Source organism: Thiohalobacter sp. IOR34, assembly GCF_030406045.1.
GTDB lineage: Bacteria > Pseudomonadota > Gammaproteobacteria > Thiohalobacterales > Thiohalobacteraceae.
This window is the reverse complement of record NZ_CP128988.1, coordinates 481,424-501,856: the sequence shown is the minus strand read 5'-3', so window position 1 is coordinate 501,856 and position 20,433 is coordinate 481,424. Positions and strand designations below refer to the sequence as shown.

16 protein-coding genes and 2 tRNA genes are annotated in these 20,433 nt (G+C 64.7%); 7 read left to right on the top strand and 11 right to left on the bottom strand.

Annotation, left to right across the window (positions count from 1 at the left end; all coding sequences use genetic code 11):
* Nucleotides 1-59 precede the first annotated feature (59 nt).
* Complete coding sequence (locus tag QVG61_RS02375; RefSeq protein ID WP_289931725.1) at nucleotides 60-392, bottom strand: cytochrome c; 333 nt, start codon at nucleotides 390-392, stop codon at nucleotides 60-62.
* A gap of 104 nt (nucleotides 393-496) precedes the next feature.
* On the bottom strand, nucleotides 497-2,806 hold the full coding sequence (nosZ, locus tag QVG61_RS02370) for a Sec-dependent nitrous-oxide reductase (protein WP_289931724.1): 2,310 nt from the start codon (nucleotides 2,804-2,806) through the stop codon (nucleotides 497-499).
* A 274-nt stretch (nucleotides 2,807-3,080) separates the two neighbouring features.
* Here nosZ and QVG61_RS02365 point away from each other — a divergent pair, with 274 nt between their 5' ends.
* On the top strand, nucleotides 3,081-4,235 hold the full coding sequence (locus QVG61_RS02365; protein ID WP_289931723.1) for a NapC/NirT family cytochrome c: 1,155 nt from the start codon (nucleotides 3,081-3,083) through the stop codon (nucleotides 4,233-4,235).
* 528 nt (nucleotides 4,236-4,763) lie between these two features.
* The gene (locus tag QVG61_RS02360; RefSeq protein ID WP_289931722.1) at nucleotides 4,764-6,026 is read left to right on the top strand and encodes a class I SAM-dependent methyltransferase; all 1,263 of its coding nucleotides are present in this window, start codon (nucleotides 4,764-4,766) and stop codon (nucleotides 6,024-6,026) included.
* Nucleotides 6,027-6,331: 305 nt separating this feature from the next.
* Here the strand turns inward: QVG61_RS02360 and QVG61_RS02355 are convergent.
* The 9 genes from QVG61_RS02355 to QVG61_RS02315 form a co-directional block, all read right to left on the bottom strand.
* Nucleotides 6,332-6,408: transfer RNA gene (locus tag QVG61_RS02355), tRNA-Met, on the bottom strand.
* Nucleotides 6,409-6,505: 97 nt separating this feature from the next.
* The gene (ychF, locus tag QVG61_RS02350; RefSeq protein WP_289931721.1) at nucleotides 6,506-7,597 is read right to left on the bottom strand and encodes a redox-regulated ATPase YchF; all 1,092 of its coding nucleotides are present in this window, start codon (nucleotides 7,595-7,597) and stop codon (nucleotides 6,506-6,508) included.
* Between the two features lie 13 nt (nucleotides 7,598-7,610).
* A complete protein-coding gene (pth, locus tag QVG61_RS02345; RefSeq protein ID WP_289931720.1) occupies nucleotides 7,611-8,186 on the bottom strand; it encodes an aminoacyl-tRNA hydrolase in 576 nt (191 codons plus the stop codon).
* A gap of 21 nt (nucleotides 8,187-8,207) precedes the next feature.
* Nucleotides 8,208-8,837 carry a 50S ribosomal protein L25/general stress protein Ctc gene (locus QVG61_RS02340; protein WP_289931719.1) on the bottom strand — a complete coding sequence of 210 codons (630 nt, stop codon included), beginning with the start codon at nucleotides 8,835-8,837 and terminating at the stop codon, nucleotides 8,208-8,210.
* Nucleotides 8,838-8,909: 72 nt separating this feature from the next.
* Nucleotides 8,910-9,848: a ribose-phosphate diphosphokinase gene (locus tag QVG61_RS02335; RefSeq protein ID WP_289932688.1), complete on the bottom strand. Its 939-nt coding sequence runs from the start codon at nucleotides 9,846-9,848 to the stop codon at nucleotides 8,910-8,912.
* 55 nt (nucleotides 9,849-9,903) lie between these two features.
* Nucleotides 9,904-9,978 (bottom strand) — tRNA-Gln (locus QVG61_RS02330).
* A gap of 694 nt (nucleotides 9,979-10,672) precedes the next feature.
* Complete coding sequence (gene ispE / locus QVG61_RS02325) at nucleotides 10,673-11,518, bottom strand: 4-(cytidine 5'-diphospho)-2-C-methyl-D-erythritol kinase (RefSeq protein WP_289931718.1); 846 nt, start codon at nucleotides 11,516-11,518, stop codon at nucleotides 10,673-10,675.
* A complete protein-coding gene (gene lolB, locus QVG61_RS02320) occupies nucleotides 11,515-12,108 on the bottom strand; it encodes a lipoprotein insertase outer membrane protein LolB (protein ID WP_289931717.1) in 594 nt (197 codons plus the stop codon). Before lolB ends, ispE begins: the two co-directional genes overlap by 4 nt.
* A gap of 27 nt (nucleotides 12,109-12,135) precedes the next feature.
* A complete protein-coding gene (locus tag QVG61_RS02315; protein ID WP_289932686.1) occupies nucleotides 12,136-13,866 on the bottom strand; it encodes a tetratricopeptide repeat protein in 1,731 nt (576 codons plus the stop codon).
* Between the two features lie 162 nt (nucleotides 13,867-14,028).
* On the opposite strand from QVG61_RS02315, the gene hemA reads away from it, so the two are divergent.
* The 5 genes from hemA (at nucleotide 14,029) to QVG61_RS02290 (ending at nucleotide 20,149) form a co-directional block, all read left to right on the top strand.
* Nucleotides 14,029-15,291 (top strand): glutamyl-tRNA reductase, encoded by a 1,263-nt coding sequence (hemA, locus tag QVG61_RS02310; protein WP_289931716.1) that lies wholly within the window; start codon nucleotides 14,029-14,031, stop codon nucleotides 15,289-15,291.
* Nucleotides 15,292-15,298: 7 nt separating this feature from the next.
* Nucleotides 15,299-16,375 carry a peptide chain release factor 1 gene (gene prfA, locus QVG61_RS02305; protein WP_289931715.1) on the top strand — a complete coding sequence of 359 codons (1,077 nt, stop codon included), beginning with the start codon at nucleotides 15,299-15,301 and terminating at the stop codon, nucleotides 16,373-16,375.
* A gap of 262 nt (nucleotides 16,376-16,637) precedes the next feature.
* Nucleotides 16,638-17,477 carry a peptide chain release factor N(5)-glutamine methyltransferase gene (gene prmC / locus QVG61_RS02300; RefSeq protein ID WP_289931714.1) on the top strand — a complete coding sequence of 280 codons (840 nt, stop codon included), beginning with the start codon at nucleotides 16,638-16,640 and terminating at the stop codon, nucleotides 17,475-17,477.
* An 81-nt stretch (nucleotides 17,478-17,558) separates the two neighbouring features.
* A complete protein-coding gene (locus QVG61_RS02295; protein WP_289931713.1) occupies nucleotides 17,559-17,972 on the top strand; it encodes a hypothetical protein in 414 nt (137 codons plus the stop codon).
* Between the two features lie 44 nt (nucleotides 17,973-18,016).
* Nucleotides 18,017-20,149 (top strand): SulP family inorganic anion transporter, encoded by a 2,133-nt coding sequence (locus tag QVG61_RS02290; protein ID WP_289931712.1) that lies wholly within the window; start codon nucleotides 18,017-18,019, stop codon nucleotides 20,147-20,149.
* The last annotated feature ends 284 nt before the right edge of the window (nucleotides 20,150-20,433 follow it).

The window sequence follows — 20,433 nt, the reverse complement described above, 5'->3', positions numbered from 1 at the left end:
GGCAGCCTGGACCACAGGTCGCCTTGATATCGGTCAAAGCGGCTGCCGGCTGCGGCGGCTCAGGGCTTGAGCTTCGACAGGTAGTCGGCGATAGCCTCGATTTCCTGCTCGTTCACCATGTGCATGATACCCTTCATGGCAGCCGTCATGCCGTTGTTGCGGGCACCGCTCTTGATGTCCTTCAGCTGCTGAATCAGATACGCCTTGTTCTGGCCGGCCAGCTTGGGGTACTGGGGCATGATCGGCGACTTGGCATCCTTGCCGTGACAAGCGGTGCAGCCGCCCTTGGCCGGGTTGCTGAACAGGGCCGCACCATCAAGGCCGGCCGCGTGGGCGGTCCCCAGCCCCGCCATGGACACTGCCAGAACCATACTACTCAGTACTCTTCTCATGCCAATTTCCTCATCCTGTGTCCGGTTGAATCCCGGACTGTAGATAAAAAGGGGGGGCTGTACTTCGCCCCCCCGGACTTGCCTAGGATTACCAGGTCAGACCATTACTTGATCTTCTTGGCGCCATGTTCCTCCAGATAGGTCTTGGCGCGCAAGCCCAGATCGGCGGTCTTCACCTGATACTGCCACCACTGGTTGGCCCAGAGCATGGCATTCTGCCAGTCGCCCTTGGCCGCAGCAGCCTCGGCCTTCTTCTTCGCCTCGTCGGCAAAGCCGAGCTGGTCGGTGGCATCCTCCACCAGCGCCACAACCGGCGGGAAGTCCTTGTAGTTGTGGCTGGTGATGAAGGCCACGACCTGGTCGATGACCGCCTGGGTCTCCAGGTTGGTCTTGACCTGCTTCTCGTAGTCGGCCTTGGTGTAGGTCACGCCTTCCTGCATGGACACGGCCTTGGCCTTGTAGCCCTTGGGCTTGACCAGCAGATAGCCTTCCATCTCCAGGTGCAGAGCCGAGCAGAACTCGGTGCAGTAGTAGGGGAAGACGCCTTCCCGATCGGCGATGAAGCGGGCGGTGGCCGTCTTGCCCGGCTCCAGCGAGAGCTGGACATTCTGGCCATAGAGGGCGAAGCCATGCACCTCGTCCTCGGCACGCTCCAGGTTGGTGAAGTGCAGGATCACCTCGTCGCCAACCTCAGCCTCGATGATCTCGGGGTTGATGTGGGAACGGATGGTGGTACCAAACACCTCGACCTTGCACTTGCCGCTGGCATCGCAGGTCCGCTCGGTCTTCTCGCGACCGGCGCGGGTCTTGTAGGGCGAGCGCTTGTCGGTACGGCTGTCCCAGCCAGACTTGTAGCGGATCGCCGGCTTCAGCTTGTCGGCCTTGATGGCCACGGCATAGTGGGGCTCGCCCAGCGGCAGCGGCATGTCGTAGAGCAGCTCCATCTTCTCGCCGCTGATGTCGATCAGCTGATGGTTCTGCGGATGCAGCGGGCCGACCGGATTGAAGCGGTCGATGGCCAGCTTGTTGAGCGCCACCAGGTACTTGCCGTCCGGCGACACCGAGTCACCCTCCATCGCCATCAGGTGACCGATGTTGTAGTGGATGGACAGCTTGTCGAGGATCTTGCCCTTGCAGTAATCCCACTTGCCGACCATGGAATCCACGTACAGCGAGGTATAGGCCACGCAGGGCTTGGCGTCGAACTGGGTGTGCAACGGCCCCAAACCGAGCTCGACCTGGGTATGAACCACGTCCTTGAGGGCGATGATCGGAATCCCGTAGGGATCCTTGCCTTCGAACTTCTTGTTCTTGATCGCCTTCATGATCTTGTCGAAGCTGTATACCGTGGTATGGCTGTCCAGCTTGCCGGAGACCACCAGATACTTGCCGTCCGGGCTGACGTCGACGCCATGCGGGCTCTTCGGTTCCGGGATCAGGAACAGAATGCCTTCCTTCACGGCGGTATCGATGGTCAGCACGTCATGGCCATTGATCTTGGTTGCCTTGCCAGCCTTGACCAGCTCGGCCGCCTTCTTCCAGTTCACCACGTGCAGGAAGTCGGTGTCCTTGGAGGAACAGCCGGCCTCGAACGGCGGACGACCCCGCTCGATGCCACCCACGTAACGCTCGGAACAGAAGGAGTTGGTGAACGACCAACCGTATGACGGCCCCTTACCGAAGTCGGACAGGTCCTGGCTGTACGGCGGCGCCATCACGGTAAACGACTTGGAAGGATCGATGCGCCCCTTCTCGCGGTTGAACTTCCAGTAGGTCATGCCACCACGGTAGTGTTCGTTGAACTGCTCCAGCGGCACGAACTTGTTCTCGTAGGGTGCAGGATACTGGGCCGCGGTCATGGCATATTCGGTGTTCGGAGACACGAACACGCCACCATGCTGCGACTTGAACACCGGGTTGACGACGATCTGCTTGGTCTCGAAGTCGTGCAGATCGATCACCGCGACACGCGGGTTGGCCTTGTCGTTGATGAACAGGTACTGGCCGTCGTATTCACCCTTGGTCTCGGAGATGGCCGGGTGGTGGGTGTCACCAAAATTGATTTCCTTGCCCTGGATGTTGCCCTGGCGCAACACGGCCTTGGACTCCTCGTCGAAACCATAGCCCTGCCAGGGTTCCGGCGTGAACACGGCGATGTACTTCAGGATCCGCATCGACGGGATGCCGTAGACGATCACCTGGCCACTCTGGCCGCCGGAACTGAAGACGATATATTCATCGCGCCCGCCGGTCGGGGTATAGGTCTTGGCGGCTGCCAGCAGGTCTTTCTGGGTCAAACCGCGCGCCTTCATGACCTCGTCCAGCGTCGCCGCCGACAGCGAGCCCGCCGCGATCGCCAGCCCCCCCGCAAGGCCTACCAGCGCACGCAGCACGCCTTTTGGTTGCTTTTTCATAGCCCTCTCCCTTAAAAACACAAGTCGGTTTTCGAAACACGATTTTCAGTCAGGCCAAACAAAGCCTTCACTGCGCCCTCGCGCTGCGGCTAAACTTGCCACCCGCCACTCCAAACGGCCTTGACGCAAGTCAAAGTAATGCGGCAAATGGCGGTCAAAATGCGGCAAACCACACAGCGTCCCAATAAAAGTAGCTTATGCGTCAGAAATTGACAGGAAAAAGGCGCGAACCGAGACCCGGCCACCCCGTTATCACCCACACAAGCGGACCTGCATGAAAATCAAACTGCTCAGTTTCACCTCAGCCACCATCTTCGTGGCCGGCATCCTCTTCTGGGGCGGCTTCAACACCGCGATGGAGGCCACCAACACCCTCTCCTTCTGCATCTCCTGCCACGAGATGGAGAGCACGGTCTACCAGGAATACCGGCACAGCGTCCATTTCCGCAACCCCTCCGGCGTGCAGGCCGCCTGTCCGGACTGCCACGTGCCGCGTGACTGGACACCCAAGATCATCCGCAAGATCCAGGCCTCGGTGGAGGTCTACCACTGGCTGATGGGCTCCATCGATACCCCGGAGAAGTTCGAGGCCAAGCGCGCCGTTCTCGCCGAGAAGGTGTGGAAGACCATGAAACGCACCGACTCGCGGGAATGCCGCAACTGCCACCGCTTCGACAGCATGGAACTCGAACGCCAGGGTCTGTTCGCGCAGAAGAAGCACCGCCGGGCCCAGGCCGATGACATGACCTGCATCGACTGCCATAAGGGCATCTCCCACCGGCTGCCGAAGGAGACCGAGGCGGAGGCCGCGGCACAGACCGCCGACATCGACCTCGAGTACGGCGAGGAGATCAACGAGACCTGCGCCGGCTGCCACGGCGAATACGGCGAAGGCAAGCCAGACGGCGAATACCCGCGGCTGGCCGGTCTGCCGCGCGGCTACATCGCCAAGCAACTGCGCGACTTCAAGGCACGGCGGCGAATCAACATCCCCATGGTCCCCTACACCAGCGAGCGCGAGCTGCCCGAGGAGGACGTGGTCACCATCGCCGCCTATCTGGAGCAGATCAAGTTGCCCACCAAGCTGGAGCCGGTCGAGGTCAAGGAAGGCTTCGATGCCTTCGCCCGACTGAAGGAAAGCAAGCTGGTGATCAACATCGCCCGCCTGGACGGCAACATCGACGCCGGACGGCGCTTCTATGAGAAGGAATGCCAGACCTGCCACGGCAACGACGGTTATGGCAAGCCGGCCGAGCTGATCCCGCCGCTGACCGGCCAGCACTCCGAATACCTGCGGCGACAGATCAACCGCTTCCGCCGCGGCGAACGGCTGCACGACGACGACCCGGAGGATCAGGCGATCTTCCAGCAGATCGGCGACGGCCAGGTGCAGGACCTGCTCAGCTACCTGTCGATACTGGACGATTGACAGCGGGTGGGAACTTGCCCTTGCGCAAAGTGGCACAGACCTTCTGAGGCAATACTGCGCGAGCCCCGGTCTGCATTCGTGTGACTTGACGGACAACTTGCCCAGCCAATCCCGCCATCAACTCCCGGCGATTGCCGGGTTAATACTTCCATATGTTTCCCGACAGCACCAAGTGGCCATGGATCGTCGGGCCTCTCAGGGCGCTGCATCGGCAGCCCCTGGGTCACCGCCCATCCCTCGGGATGGGCTGAGGGTGCAGAAAAGTCATGCCCGCCCATGCACCGGAGTTGAATCTTGTGGAATACTTGTGAAATCATCTCAAGATTCATGAGATCGGCAACCTTTACGCCAGCACATGACACCAGACCAGTAAGGTCAAAAGACGACGGCTGCGTTCCATGCAACGCAGAGAAACACAGGTCACTGCTTCACTGGGAACGAACCGATCTGCCTTTGCGGAAAGGCCCTGCACTTGCGCATGGCTCGATAAGCATGCTGTCCCCAGAATCCGAATTGGATGGAAAAAAAATGACCGCAACAAAAAAACGAAAAAAGGCTTATGCGATTGGCCAGTTTCTATACAAATATTATGGTTTGAGCTTGAGAGAAGTATTTGGCAAGTCCAGAGAAACCCTGCTTGCAGAACTGGAAGAAGTTCCATGCAACCTGTGTGGTGCCGACGACCCGATAACAGTCGCTCACACGGACAAGTACAACTTGCCGGTCAGAACAGTCATCTGCAAACAGTGCGGGTTAATATATCTAAATCCCCGCCCCACACTGTCAAGCTATAGCAATTTCTATGAAGGTGGCGGAACAGCTAGCAGCTCTTACCATCGAACAATCGATTTTCATTCGATTGACGATCTCCTCAAGGAGTATTTTGGCGGAGAGTATGAAGTAAAGCACACTCCAAGGGACATAGAAGATTTTGAGCGGCAATCTGAAGCAACGGAAAAGGCCGGCCCGCATGAAGCCGAATCTCCCGACAAAACAACCACATTCAACAGATACGGGCTTGAGATTCTTGATTACCTATCCAGTGACATTCCAAAAGGAAGCAAGATATTCGAAGTGGGTGCCAGCCATGGCCAGTTGCTTCTCCCATGGAGAGAACTGCACGACTGTGAGGTTAGTGGCGTTGAGCCAAAAAAGAAAACGGTGGAAGTAGCATTGGAAAGCAATGGCATCAAATTATTTCAAGGATTCTCGGACAACCCAGACATCCCACGGAATTACTATGATCTTGTAACGAATATAAGAACCATCAACCACATGCTTGATCCAATGACTGAATTAAAGAATGCCCATGAGTGGATTAAAGACGATGGTTATATATTCATCGATATCCAGGACAGCATCTCTAAATCCAGAAGCAAGGGCTTTACTGCCAATGTGGTCGAAATAGACCATCCTTACATGTTTTCTATCGCAACATTATCCGCATTTGTAGAAAAAGCGGGGTTCAAGATAATCCGCGCAGAGCACGCAGACGTCAATCGTGCACAATCAAACAGGGAAGATTACGAACCTTGGCAAATTCGCATTCTGGCAAGGAAGGTCGATGGGGATGTGAAGGTCACTTATCCCGACCCATTCGATGAATTGGCAAGATTGATGCGTTCCTGCCAGCAATATGGAGTAAATCTGGATAGAAAAAACAAGCAGTTGACCAAGCGCACACGACAATTGAAGAACGCCATAAAAAATGTAAAAAGTCGTTACGCGCAGCAAAAGGATGGGAATAAATCAGGGCTGAACAGTGATGCTACTCAGCCGACAGTTGGGTAGTATCCAGAATTCTTCGCACTTTTGTTCGGCACCGACTGCCTGCGGGCCAGGGCCTGTTGACACCGCGCCAATCGCGGCCTGGAGGCCGCCCCTGCCAGGGTGCCGCCATGCCCCGTAGGAGCGGCCTCCAGGCCGCGATCCCCGGCGGGTCCTGGCACACCATCATCCGGGGCCCTGGTGCAATACCGGCTTGGCCATGGTGTCGCCGAGCAATGTAACCTGCGAAGGACCGGCATAGGGAACGACGGCAATGCTGACGAAGGCGCCCGCGCCGGGCGCTCATCGGAGGAAGGTCTTGAAAAATATGGTGGCTACGCCCTGACTCGAACAGGGGACCCCATCATTATGAGTGATGTGCTCTAACCAACTGAGCTACGTAGCCATTTTCTGCTCTGGCCGGCAAGGGGACCGGCGGAAGAGGCGAAATTGTAGGGGTTTGGCGGGGTTCTGTCCAGACCCGGCCGCCCCCGGACCGGCGGTCAGACGTTGAAGCGGAAGTGCATCACGTCACCATCCTGGACGACGTAGTCCTTGCCCTCGAGGCGCAGCTTGCCGGCCTCCCTGGCGCCCTGCTCGCCGCCATAGCGGATGAAATCCTCGTAGGACACCACCTCGGCACGGATGAACCCCTTCTGGAAGTCGGTATGGATGACAGCGGCGGCCTCGGGGGCGGTGGCACCGACCCTGACGGTCCAGGCACGGACTTCCTTGACGCCGGCGGTGAAGTAGGTCTGCAGGCCCAGCAACCGGTAACCGGCCCGGATCACCCGGTTGAGCCCCGGCTCCTCCAGCCCCAGCTCCTGCAGAAAGGCCGCCCTTTCCCCGGCATCCAGCTCCACCAGCTCCGCCTCGATCGCGGCGCACACGGCCACCACCTCGGCGCCCTCGCCGGCGGCATGCTCTCGCACGGCCTGCAGATGAGGGTTGTCCTCGAAACCGTCCTCGGCCACGTTGGCGATGTACATGGTCGGCTTGATGGTGAGCAGATGGAGATCCTGCAACTGCTCGCGCTCGTCCTTGTCGAGATCCATGGCGCGCAGCGGCAGGGCCTCGTCGAGCTGTGCCTTGACCCGCTCCAGCACCGCCAGCCTGGCCCGGGCCTCCTTGTCGCCACTCTTGGCAATCTTGCCGACCCGCTGGATAGCCTTCTCCACCGTCTCCAGGTCGGCCAGCGCCAGTTCGGTGTTGATCACCTCGATGTCCGAAAGCGGATCGATCCGCCCCGCGACGTGCACCACGTTCTCGTCCTCGAAGCAGCGCACCACCTGGGCGATGGCATCAGTCTCACGGATGTTGGCGAGGAACTTGTTGCCCAGCCCCTCGCCCTTGGAGGCACCGGCCACCAGGCCGGCGATGTCGACGAACTCGACCGTGGCCGGCAGCACCTGCTGCGGCTTGACGATCTCCGCCAGCCTGTCCAGGCGCGGGTCCGGCACCGGCACCACGCCGACGTTCGGCTCGATGGTGCAGAAGGGGTAGTTCTCGGCCTGGATACAGGCCTGGGTGAGGGCATTGAACAGGGTGGACTTGCCGACGTTCGGCAGGCCGACGATGCCGCATCTGATGCTCATAGTGGATTCCTGTCTATCTCGAATGCAGCCGGTGCATCGCCCGTTCCAGCTCGCCGGCGACCACCTCGGGCAACACCTCGAGCCCGGCCTCGATGGCCTGTTCGATGGCCTGCCGCTCGGCCTGCGAGGGGCGGTGCAGTACGTAGTCGACCACCTGATCCCGGTGACCGGGATGGCCGATGCCCAGGCGCAGGCGCAGAAAATCGCGGCTGCCGAGGTGGGCGATGAGGTCGCGCAGCCCGTTGTGGCCACCGTGACCGCCACCGCGCTTGAGCTTGACCTCGCCCGGTGGCAGATCCAGTTCGTCGTGCACCACCAGGATGGCCTCAGCCGGAATGCGGAAAAAGCGGGCCAGGGCGGCCACCGCCTGGCCACTGCGGTTCATGAAGGTACCGGGCTTGAGCAACCGGCAGTCGCCACCGTCGATACGGCAGCGTCCGGCCTCGCCGTGGAAGCGGGCCTCCGGGCGCAGATCGCAGCCGAAGCGGCGGCCCACCGCATCGACGAACCAGAAGCCGGCATTGTGCCGGGTCGATTCGTACTGGGGGCCGGGATTGCCCAGCCCCACGATGAGCTGCACCGCCGGCACGGCCGCGTCCCGTCCCAGGGCTTATTCCTCGCTGCCGCCCTCTTCCTCGCCGGTCTCGGTCTCCTCGGCACCACCCTTCTTGGCGTGGATGGAAACCACCGCCAGGTCATGCTCGTCACCCTTCAGCAGCTCGGTGAACTGCATGCCTTCCGGCAGCTTGAGATCGGACAGGTGCAAGGCGTCGCCGACGTTCATGGCGGAAACGTCCACCTCGATGAACTCCGGCAGATCCTTGGCCAGGCAGGTGACGTCGGCCTCGGTCAGGTCGTGGGTCAGCAGGCCGCCGGCCTTGATGCCGGGGCAGCTCTCCTCGCCGATCACGTGCAGCGGCACGCGGACATGGATCTTGTCGGTCTCGTTGACGCGCTGCAGATCGACGTGCAGGATCAAGGCCTTGGCCGGATGACGCTGCAGGTCACGCAGCACGGCCTGCTGCGGCTGGCCGTCGACCTTGATGGTCAGGATGTGGGAGAAGAAGGCCTCGTGCTCAAGGTTGTGCCACAGTTCGTTGTGGCTCAAGGTCAGGGCCTGCGGCTCGGCGTCACCCCCGTAGAGGATGGCGGGAACCTTGCCGTCCCGACGCAGGCGGCGGCTCGCACCCTTCCCCATGTCGGTACGCGTTTCGGCAGTCAGTTCGAATGACAGACTCATTTCAGTTACTCCAGTGTGCCGCCTCGGCGGCGTGCGTTACCTCCCCCGCGACCAGGGGAGGGCCTTGAAGACTCAATCCATGAACAGCGAGCTGACCGATTCCTCCTCGCTGATGCGGCGCATGGTCTCGGCCAGCATCTCCGCGATCGACAGCTGGCGGATACGGGTGCATTTCTGCGCCTCCGCCCGCAGCGGGATGGTATCGGTCACCACCAGTTCATCCAGTTCCGAATTCTCCACGTTCTTGATCGCCGGCCCCGACAGCACCGGGTGGGTACAGTAGGCCGCGACCCGCGCCGCGCCATGCGCCTTGAGCGCCGCAGCCGCCTTGCACAGGGTGCCGGCGGTATCGACCAGGTCGTCGACCAGCACGCAGTCGCGGCCCTCGACCTCGCCGATGATATGCATCACCTGCGACACGTTGGCCTTCGGCCGCCGCTTGTCGATGATCGCCAGATCGGCGTCGTCCAGCCGCTTGGCCACCGCCCGCGCCCGCACCACGCCGCCCACGTCCGGCGACACCACCATCAGGTTGGGGTACTTCTGGCGCCAGATGTCGCCGAGAAGGATGGGCGAGGCATAGACGTTGTCCACCGGGATGTCGAAGAACCCCTGGATCTGGTCGGCGTGCAGATCGACCGTCAGCACCCGGTCGGCGCCCACCTTGCCGATCATGTCCGCCACCACCTTGGCGGTGATCGGCACCCGCGCCGAGCGCGGCCGGCGGTCCTGGCGGGCATAGCCGAAATAGGGGATCACCGTGGTGATCCGACCGGCCGATGAACGCCGCAGCGCGTCCACCATGACCAGCAGTTCCATCAGGTTGTCATTGGTTGGCTCGCAGGTCGGCTGCACGATGAAGACGTCCTTGCCGCGGACGTTCTCCATGATCTCGACCATCACCTCGCCGTCGCTGAAGCGCCCCACCACCGCCTTGCCCAGCGGCTGCCGAAGGTGGTCGACGATGCTTTGCGCGAGCTGCGGGTTGGCATTCCCCGCGAACACCATCATCTGGCCGTTTCTGTCGGGCACTTGGGAACCTCGATGGGCTGTCGTTTTGTGTGTTTGGCTGGGGCGGCAGGATTCGAACCTGCGAATGCTGATACCAAAAACCAGTGCCTTACCGCTTGGCGACGCCCCAATAAAACTGTCCGATATGCAGGTCGCCTCAACCTCTCAGCAAACCACGGGCCGGCTCGCGCCGGCCAGGGCGGCAGGATGATTCGGGCCTGCGGCCCTCACCCCTTCGGGGCCGGCTCCGCTGCGCTGCGCCGTTCTCTCGCGCTCCGCGCTCGGGTCGAACCTGCGAATGCTGATACCAAAAACCAGTGCCTTACCGCTTGGCGACGCCCCAATAAAACTGTCCGATATGCAGGTCGCCTCAACCTCTCAGCAAACCACGGGCCGGCTCGCGCCGGCCAGGGCGGCAGGATGATTCGGGCCTGCGGCCCTCACCCCTTCGGGGCCGGCTCCGCTGCGCTGCGCCGTTCTCTCGCGCTCCGCGCTCGGGTCGAACCTGCGAATGCTGATACCAAAAACCAGTGCCTTACCGCTTGGCGACGCCCCAATAAAACTGTCCGATATGCAGGTCGCCTCAACCTCTCAGCAAACCACGGGCCGGCTCGCGCCGGCCAGGGCGGCAGGATGATTCGGGCCTGCGGCCCTCACCCCTTCGGGGCCGGCTCCGCTGCGCTGCGCCGTTCTCTCGCGCTCCGCGCTCGGGTCGAACCTGCGAATGCTGATACCAAAAACCAGTGCCTTACCGCTTGGCGACGCCCCAATAAAACTGTCCGATATGCAGGTCGCCTCAACCTCTCAGCAAACCACGGGCCGGCTCAGGCCTCTTCCAGCGCCCGGTACAGCGGCGAGCGGTTGCAGCCCCTGGCGACGAAGCCGGACCACGCGGGCGGCAGTTCGGCCTTCACGCCTTCCGCCGCCTCGCGGCTGTCGAAGGCGGCGAAGACACAGCCACCGGTGCCGGTCAGACGGGCCTCGCCACGCTGTCCCAGCCAGTCGAGCAGCCGCGCCACCTCGGGGTAGCGGGCCCGGACCACGGGCTCGCAGTCATTGCGCCCCGCGCCCGAAAGAAAGTCGGCTATTGTGATTCGGCGGCTATCACGTGTCAATTCCGGCGCCGAGAAGACCCCCGCCGTCGAGACGCTGACGGACGGCACCAGCACCAGGTACCAGGGCTCCGGCAGCTCGACCGGCTCCAGCCGCTCACCGACGCCCTCCGCCCAGGCGGCCCGGCCGCGCACGAATACCGGCACGTCCGCCCCCAGCTCCAGGCCCAGCCGTGCCAGCTCGTCCAGCGTCAGGTCGCAGCCCCACAGCCGGTTCAGGGCCAGCAGCACGGTGGCCGCGTCGGAACTGCCACCGCCCAGCCCGCCCCCCATCGGCAGACGCTTGTCGAGCGTGATCTCGACCCCGGCCTTCACGCCGGCCAAGGCCTGCAGGCGGCGCGCCGCGCGCAGGCAGAGGTCCGCCTCCGCGCTCACCCCGGCCAGGGCGGCGCTGCGCAGCACCTGGCCATCCGGTCGCAGGCGGAAGCGGAGTTCGTCACCGAAATCGAGGAACTGGAACAGGGTCTGCAGCTCGTGGTAGCCGTCCGGCCGGCGCCCGGTGACGTGGAGGAAGAGATTGAGCTTGGCCGGCGCCGGCCAGCGTTGCGGCAGACTCATGCCCCGGCCTCCAGGCGGCGCCAGTCGTCGATCACCAGCCGGACGCTCACCCCATCGGTGCTGAGCCGGATCAGCGCCGGCAGCTCGCCGTCGCCGTAGCGGCGATAGCGGCGGTAGTCGATCCGCCAGCCACCCTGGCGCAACCTGAGCGGACGGCCCATGGCATCCCGCTGCAGCTCGAAGGGCAGACCCGGCTGCACCTGCGCCCGCACCCAGTAGCGCAAGCCGGCGAGCGGCAGCTCCCAGCCGGTGGTCCGATAGAGCAGGGCCTCGGCGTCGGAGGCGCGCTGCTCACGGCCGTTGGCCTCGCGCAGCACCACGCCCCCGGCGTCGCCCTCCAGCAGCAGCGCCCCCTGGCCGAACGGCCCCGAGAGGCGCAATCGATAGCGCTCGCGGTCCTGACGCCACAAGAGGCCGGCATGCCAGCCCTGCTCGCCAGCCGTCAGCGCAATCCGCCCCTCGAGTTGCCAGGCAGGCCAGGCCGGTGGCGACCAGGCGGAAACGGGCTGCGGCGGGCTCAGGCTACAGCCGCCCAGCAGCAGCGCCAGCAGCCACAACTCCGCTCGGAAAAGACGGCACAATCCGCTCATCGCCGCGCTCGAGGGGTCCAGCCGCGCTCAGGGCGCCGCCTTCAGCAGCCGCTGCCGGGTCTCGCGCAGCACCGGATTGTCTGCCCCCCGCTCGGCAGCCCCGGCCAGGAGGCGGCGCGCCTCGTCGCGCTTGCCGGCCATCCACAGCACCTCGGCGAGGTGGGCACCGATCTCAGGATCGGGATTCATCCCGTAGGCCTTGCGCAGCCATTTCTCGGCCTCATCCAGATTGCCCAGGCGGTAGTGCACCCAGCCCAGGCTGTCGAGAATGGCCGGCTCCTCGGGCGACAGCTTGTAGGCCTTCTCGATGTAGCTCAGCGCTTCCTCGAAACGGTCGGTGCGATCGGCAAGGGTGTAACCGAGGGCATTGAGCGCATGGGCGTTTTCCGGGTGGGCCTCGATGATCTGGCGCAGGTCGCTCTCGGCCAGCGCCAGATCATCCATCTTTTCCGCCAGCAGGGCGCGCGCATAGCGGAGATCGACGTTGTCCGGGTACTCGGCCAGCACCGAGCTGTAGAGCTTCATCGCCTCGGGATACTGCCCTCCCTCGGTGAGCAGCTGGCCCTCGAGCAGATACAGACGCAAGGCGAGCTGGGGATGCCGCAGGCGCAGCTTGTGCAGTTGCTGCCGGGCACCGGACAGGTCGCCAGACTCGGCCTGCAGGGTCACGCTGCGTACCTGGCCATCGAGCAGGTATTCGCCCTGGGTGATGCGGCCATACCAGTCCCTGGCTGCCTGGACGTCATCGCGCTCCTCGGCGATGCGCCCCAGGTAGTAATAGGCCGCCTGTTCGCGCTTGCCCAGCGCCAGCAGACGGCGGAAGCGCTTCTCCGCCGCCTTCAGGTCCTTGCGCTCCAGGGCCAGCAGACCCAGGGAATAGATGGCATCGGCGTTGTCCGGATCGTGGCGCAGCAGGGCCTGGAACTGCTTGCGTGCGGCCTCCAGCTCTCCCTGCTGCAGCAGGAGCTGGGCATAGGTGCGGCGCAACAGCGTATCCTTCGGCTGTGTCTTCACGGCGGCGGCGATCCCCGCCACCGCCTCATCCAGCCGCTTCAACCGGACCTGCACCTTGGCGCGCTGCACCAGGGCCTCGATCCAGCCCGGCTTCAGGGCCAGGGCCTGCTCGACCTCGGCCAGCGCCAGTTCCGCCCGGCCGGCATGCAGGGCCAGCTGGCTGTAGGCCAGATGCGCCTCCGGCAGCTGCGGGTGATCGGCGACGATCTCGCCCATCAGGGACAGCGCCGCCTCGCGGTCCTGGTCGCGGGCCAGCAGCCCCACCACCGACTGAAAGGCGCTGGCGCCCACGCCAAGCTGGGTGATGATCGCCTCCAGCTGCGCCTTGGCCTTGTCCCGGCGGCCGGCTTCCAGGGCCAGGGCCGCCAGCATCTGCCGTGCCTCGACCCGCTCGGGTTCCAGCGCCACCCAGCGCCGGGCCGCGACCAGGGCCGCCTGGTGATCCTTGGCGAACAGCGCCACGCGCAGGGCGCGCTCCGCGACCCGCGGGTCGGCGCTCTCCTGGGCGGCGCGCAGATAGTGGCTGACGGCGACATCCAGCCGCTTCCGCTGTCCCGCCACCTCGGCAAGGAGGATATCGAACAGCAGCGGACCAGTGAGTGGCTCACCCACCGTCAGCGTCGCTGTCTCGCTGGCAGGCTGCGCGGCAGGCGCCGACTCGGCGGGGGCAGGACGACTCGGCAGCAGATTGCAGCCGCTGAGCGCGGCAAGGAGCGGGACAAGGATCAGGGTGGCTGGTTTCATCGACACGGGGCGCGCCTGGCGCGATTCCTCAATTGTATGGGGTCCGGCTATTCTAACAGGGGCACCCAACAGGGGCACCGGGCACTTCGATGCCGTGTTCCCTTGTAATCGCCTGAGGCATCGCTCAGAATTTCCCGTTCCGTGCGACCAGCCCTGCCTCTCATGCCCCTAATCGCCCTTGGCATCAACCACCGGACGGCGCCCGTCGAGATTCGTGAGCGCGTGGCCTTTCCGCCAGAGGAGCTGGAGGCGGCGCTGCGCGCGCTGCATGGGGTGGACAGCGTCCGGGAAGCCGCCATCCTCTCCACCTGCAACCGCACCGAACTCTACTGCCTGCTGGAGAGCGGTGACGGGGGCGGACCGGTGGTGGACTGGCTGTGCGACTATCACCACCTGCCCGCCGAACAGCTCAGGCCCTACGTCTACCACCACCTCGATCTGGAAGCGGTCCGGCACATGCTGCGGGTCGCCTCCGGCCTGGATTCGATGGTGCTGGGCGAACCGCAGATCCTCGGCCAGATGAAGACCGCCTTCCAGGCCGCCAGCCGGGCCGGGACCGTCGACCGCCTGCTCAACCGACTGTTCCAGCACACCTTCTCGGTCGCCAAGCAAGTGCGCACCGACACCTCGATCGGCGCCAGCCCGGTCTCCGTGGCCTTCGCCGCCGTCAGCCTGGCACGGCAGATCTTCGGCGACCTGGAACAGCAGACGGCGCTGTTGATCGGCGCCGGCGAGACCATCGAACTGGCCGCCCGCCATCTCCACGAGCAGCAGCTCGGGCGGATGATCATCGCCAACCGCACCCTGGAACGCGCTCACGGCCTGGCCAGCGAATTCAATGCCTATGCCATCGCCCTGGCGGACATCCCCGGCCACCTGGCCGAGGCCGACATCATCATCGCCTCCACCGCCAGCCAGGAACCCCTGCTGCACAAGGCCGAGGTCAAGCAGGCGCTGAAGGCCCGCAAGCACCGGCCGATGTTCATGGTCGACATCGCCGTGCCGCGCGACATCGATCCCGCCGTCGCCGAGCTGGACGACGTCTACCTGTACACCGTCGACGACCTGCAGGCGGTGATCGAGGAGAACCTCCGCTCCCGCCAGGAGGCGGCCCTGCAGGCCGAGGAGATCGTCGAGGTGCAGTCCGCGCATTTCATGGGCTGGCTGCGCTCGCTGGACGCCGTATCGACCATCCGCGCGCTGCGCGGCCAGGCCGAGCGTCACCGCCAGGCGGTGCTGGACAAGGCCCGTCAGCAGCTCACCCAGGGCAAGGATCCGCTGCAGGTACTGGAGTTCCTTGCCCACACCCTGACCAACAAGCTGGTGCATGCCCCCAGCGACAGCCTGCGCCAGGCTGGCTACGACGGCCGCCCGGAACTCATCGAGGCGGCGCGCGAACTGTTCGACCTCGACCGGGACGAGTGACGACAGCGTGAACCCCTCGATCCAGAACAAGCTGGAAAACCTCGTCGACCGCTTCGAGGAGATCGGCGCCCTGCTCTCCCAGCCGGAGGTGATCGGCGACCAGCAGCGCTTCCGGGAGCTGTCGATGGAATACAGCCAGCTGGAACCCGTGGTCACCAGCTTCCGCGCCTGGCGCCAGGCGACCGAGGACCTGGCCGCGGCCGAGGAGATGCGCGCCGACCCCGAGCTGGCGGAAATGGCCGAGGAAGAGATCACCGACGCCCGCAACCGCCTGGAGGCGCTGGAGCTGGAATTGCAAAAGCAGTTGCTGCCCCGCGATCCCTACGACAACAGCAACATCTTCCTGGAGATCCGTGCCGGCACCGGCGGCGACGAGGCGGCGCTGTTCGCCGGCGACCTGTTCCGCATGTATGCGCGCTATGCCGAGCAGCGCGGCTGGCGGGTGGAGATCCTCAGCGAGAGCGAGGGCGAGCATGGCGGCTACAAGGAGATCATCGCCCGCATCATCGGCCAGGGCGCCTATTCGCGGCTCAAGTTCGAATCCGGGGTGCACCGTGTGCAGCGCGTCCCCGAAACCGAGTCCCAGGGGCGCATCCACACCTCGGCGGCCACCGTGGCCATCCTCCCGGAAATCCCGGACGCCGAGGCCCCGGAGATCAACCCCGCCGACCTCAAGGTCGACACCTACCGCGCCTCGGGCGCCGGCGGCCAGCACGTCAACAAGACCGACTCGGCGGTGCGCATCACCCACCTGCCGACCGGCATCGTGGTCGAATGCCAGGACGAGCGCTCCCAGCACAAGAACCGGGCCCGCGCCCTGTCGCTGCTCGCGGCCCGCCTGGAATCCATGGAGCGCGAGAAACGCGAGGCGGAACAGGCGCAGACCCGCCGCAGCCTGGTCGGCAGCGGCGACCGCTCGGAGCGCATCCGCACCTACAACTTTCCCCAGGGACGGGTCACCGACCACCGCATCAACCTCACCCTGTACAAGCTGGACGAGATCATGGCCGGCAATCTCGATCTGGTGATCGAGCCGCTGATCGCCGAGGATCAGGCCGACCGCCTGGCGGCCCTGCAGGAATAGATCTGTTCGATGACCAGGGAACACCCCATGATGGGAGGCTGCGCCTGGTGCAAAGGTGTAAGGTTAGGAGCTAGGAGCTAGGAGCTAGGAGCTAGGAGCTCGAAGCTAGAAGCTAGAAGCTCGGAACTAGAAGGGCGGGCACTGCCCGCCCTTCTGACTTCTGACTTCTGACTTCTGACTTCTGACTTCTGACTTCTGACTTCTGACTTCTGACTTCTGACTTCTGACTTCTGACTTCTGACTTCTGACTGATCTGTCTGAAATGACGACCATCAAAGAAGCCCTGGCCGAGGCACTCAGCCGGTTGGATACGGAATCGCCGCGGCTCGATGCCGAGGTGCTGCTGGCCTTCGCCCTCGGCCAACCCCGCAGCCATCTTCTCGCCTGGCCCGATAAACCCCTCGACGCGGAGACAGCGGCACGCTTCGCCACGCTGATCGAGCGCCGCGCTGCCGGTGAGCCTGTGGCCCATCTCACCGGGCGGCGCGAGTTCTGGTCGATGGAGCTGGAGGTCACGGCGGACACCCTGATCCCCCGCCCGGAGACCGAGACCCTGGTCGAACAGGCCCTGCTGCGCATTCCCGCGGACGCCGCCTGGCGCATCGCCGATCTCGGCAGCGGCAGCGGGGCCATCGCCCTGGCCATCGCCCGCGAGCGGCCAGGATGCCGCATCGTCGGCGTGGAGCGTTCGGCTGCCGCTCTGGCGGTGGCCGAGCGCAACCGCGCGCGGCTCGGCCTGGCCGGGGTCGAGTTCCGCCAAGGCGACTGGTTCACCCCCCTGGCCGGCGAGCGCTTCGAGATGCTGCTCGCCAATCCGCCCTACATCGCCGAGGGCGACCCCCACCTTGAGCGGGGCGATGTCCGCTTCGAACCGCGCAGCGCCCTGACCGCGGGCAGCGACGGCCTCGATGACATCCGTCACCTCGTCGAGGCGGCGCCGGCGTACCTGAAGACACCCGGCTGGCTGCTGCTGGAACAGGGGGCCGATCAGGCCGGGGCGGTCCGACAGCTGCTGGCGGCCCGCGGCTACCGCGAGCTTGCCTGCCACCCCGATGGCGCTGGCCGGCCCCGGGTCTCCGCCGCTCGCCATCCGGGACACTGATGCTGCCGGCGTATATTAGCGCCCCCTGAATAACCCCAAGAAACGCTTGATAATATCGCCGCACTGGCTAGGATTGGTCCTATGGACGAACAGGCCTCAGTGGACACCATCAAGCATCGCGAGATCTGCTTCCGCGGACCTCACGAGCATCCCGATCAGGCGCGCCTCGCCATGCAGGTATTGGACGACGTCGATGGCATCCTCCAGGTCAGTGCCCGCGGCCCCGAGCTGCTGGCGGTCAGCTACGATGTCAGCCGCGTCAGCCTGCAGTTGATCGAGGCCCTGCTGGCCGAACTCGGCTTCCACCTCGACAACCATCTCCTCAACAAGCTGCGCCGGGCCCTCTACTACTACAGCGAGGAGGTGCAGCAGGCACAGCTCAACTGCCAGCGTGGCCGCGGCAACTGCACCCAGGCGGTCTTCATCAACCGCTACCGGCAGCTGCCGCACGGCTGCCGGGACCAGCGACCGGAGTACTGGCGCCGCTATCTGTAGGGCGGCGCTACCGGCGCGGCCACCCCTGCCATCCGGAGGAGGAGATGAACTGGCCGCACACCCTGGCCCCCTTCCTCGACTGGCTCGGCGAACTGCGCTCGTTGGCCACCCTGCGCGCCGATCTGATCGCCGGCGTCACCGTCGCCCTGGTGCTGATCCCCCAATCCATGGCCTATGCCCAGCTGGCCGGGCTGCCGGCCTACTACGGCCTCTACGCCGCCTTCCTGCCGCCCCTGGTCGCCGCCCTCATGGGCTCCTCACGCCAGCTCGCCACCGGCCCGGTGGCCGTGGTCTCGCTGATGACCGCGGCGGCACTGGAGCCGCTGGCCGCGGGCGGCAGCGAGGGTTATGTCGCCTACGCGGTACTGCTTGCGCTGATGGTCGGCCTGTTCCAGCTGGCCTTGGGCCTGCTGCGGCTCGGTGTGCTGGTCAACTTTCTCTCCCATCCCGTGGTCCTTGGCTTCACCAACGCCGCGGCAATCATCATCGCCACCTCGCAGTTGGGCAAGATCTTCGGCGTCGAGGTGGAGAAGGCGGAGCAGCACTACCTGACGGTGTGGCGTGTCCTCCAGGCCGCCGCGCAGCAGACCCACCTGCCGACGCTGCTGATGGCGCTCCTCGCCTTCGCCGTCATGTATGGACTGCAGCGGCTCAACCCCCGCCTGCCGGGGGTACTGGCCGCAGTGGTCATCACCAGCCTGCTGTCCTGGGGCCTCGGCTTTTCCGAGCAGCGGCGCGTCACGCCCGGGGAGCTGGTCGGCAAGGAGGTGCAGCGCATCCTCGATGAACGGCAGCGGCTGTCGGCCAGACTGACCCGCCTGGTACAGGAACTGGCCGTGGCCCAGCAGCGGTTGAGAACCCTGCGCCGCCAGGACGCGGTCGACGAACAGCTGCTGCTGGAGACCCGCCATACCGTCGACCTCCTGCGGCTGCAGCGGGAACGCCTGCAGAAGACCCTGGCAGCCGATCTGAAGGAACTCAGGGCCGTGCCCTTCACCCTCGCGGAGGACGGCGAGGGACGACTGCGCCTGTACATGCCGGGCCACCTGCCACCGGCCGCCCAGCCGCGCAGCGACGGCTGGCGGCTGCACGACATCGACGCGGAGGGCGGCCTGCGGCTGCGACGCGGCGGTCATGTCGTCGGCGGCATCCCCTCCGGTCTGCCGTCACTGCGCCTGCCACGCTTCGACTGGGATGCCATCCTGCAATTGCTGAGCGCCGCCGCCACCATCGCCCTGATCGGCTTCATGGAAGCCATTGCCATCGCCAAGAGCATGGCCACCCGGACCAAGCAGCACCTCGATGCCAACCAGGAGCTGATCGGGCAGGGACTGGGCAACATCGTCGGCAGCCTGTTCCAGAGTTACCCGACGGCCGGTTCCTTCTCCCGCTCCGCCATCAATTTCCGCAGCGGGGCCGTGACCGGCTTCTCCTCGGTGGTCACCAGCCTGATGGTGATGGTGGTGCTCTTGTGGCTGACCCCGCTGCTGTATCACCTGCCCCAGGCCACCCTGGCCGCGGTGATCATGCTGGCGGTGTTCGGCCTGGTGCGCATCGCCCCCATGCGCTATGCCTGGAAGGTGGACCGGCACGACGGTCTGGTCGCCCTGGTCACCTTCGTTCTCACCCTGCTGCTGGCACCACACCTCGACCAGGGCATCATCGTCGGCGTGCTGCTGTCGCTTGGCCTCTATCTGTACCGCACCATGCAGCCGCGGGTGGTGGTGCTCGGCCGCCATGCCGACGGCAACCTGCGCGATGCCGAGCTGCACCGCCTGCCGACCTGCGAGAACATCGCCCTGCTGCGTTTCGATGGCTCGCTGTACTTCGCCAACACCGGCTATTTCGAGGACAAGGTGCGCGAGAAGCTCACCAAGAAACCGGCCCTGCGTTTCGTCATCGTCGACGCCGAGGGCATCAACCAGATCGATGCCAGCGGCGAAGAGATGCTGCGCCAGGTTGCCGAACAGCTGCGCGAGACAGGCGTCGTGCTGCTGCTCTCACGGGTCAAGCGGCAGGTGCTGGAGGTACTGGAACGCAGCGGTTTCCTCGATCTCATCGGCCGCGAGCACATCTTCCGGCGCACCGAACATGCCCTGGAACACGCCTGGCGCCAACTGGGAGAGGACCACCGGGAGAGCTGCCCACTGGCTCCGCCGGCCGGCCGGCGGGACTGAGCCCGGATATTGCCTCCGGCCCCGGATGATGGCGTGGCTGGACCCGCCGGGGATCGCGGCCTGGAGGCCGCTCCTACGGGGCATGGCGGAGCACTATGGCGGTAGGAGCGGCCTCCAGGCCGCGATCGAGGCGCAAGACACCCCGTCCAGGCAAACCCCTCATGGCCACCTCGGCCTTGTATGACAGCCTGAATGCCGACTCTGGCTTCGCATCCTGGGCGATCGCCCAAGCTGCTTTGCCAGCCTCGCCCTGAGCATCGAATCCTTGGTGCAGTATCCGGGCT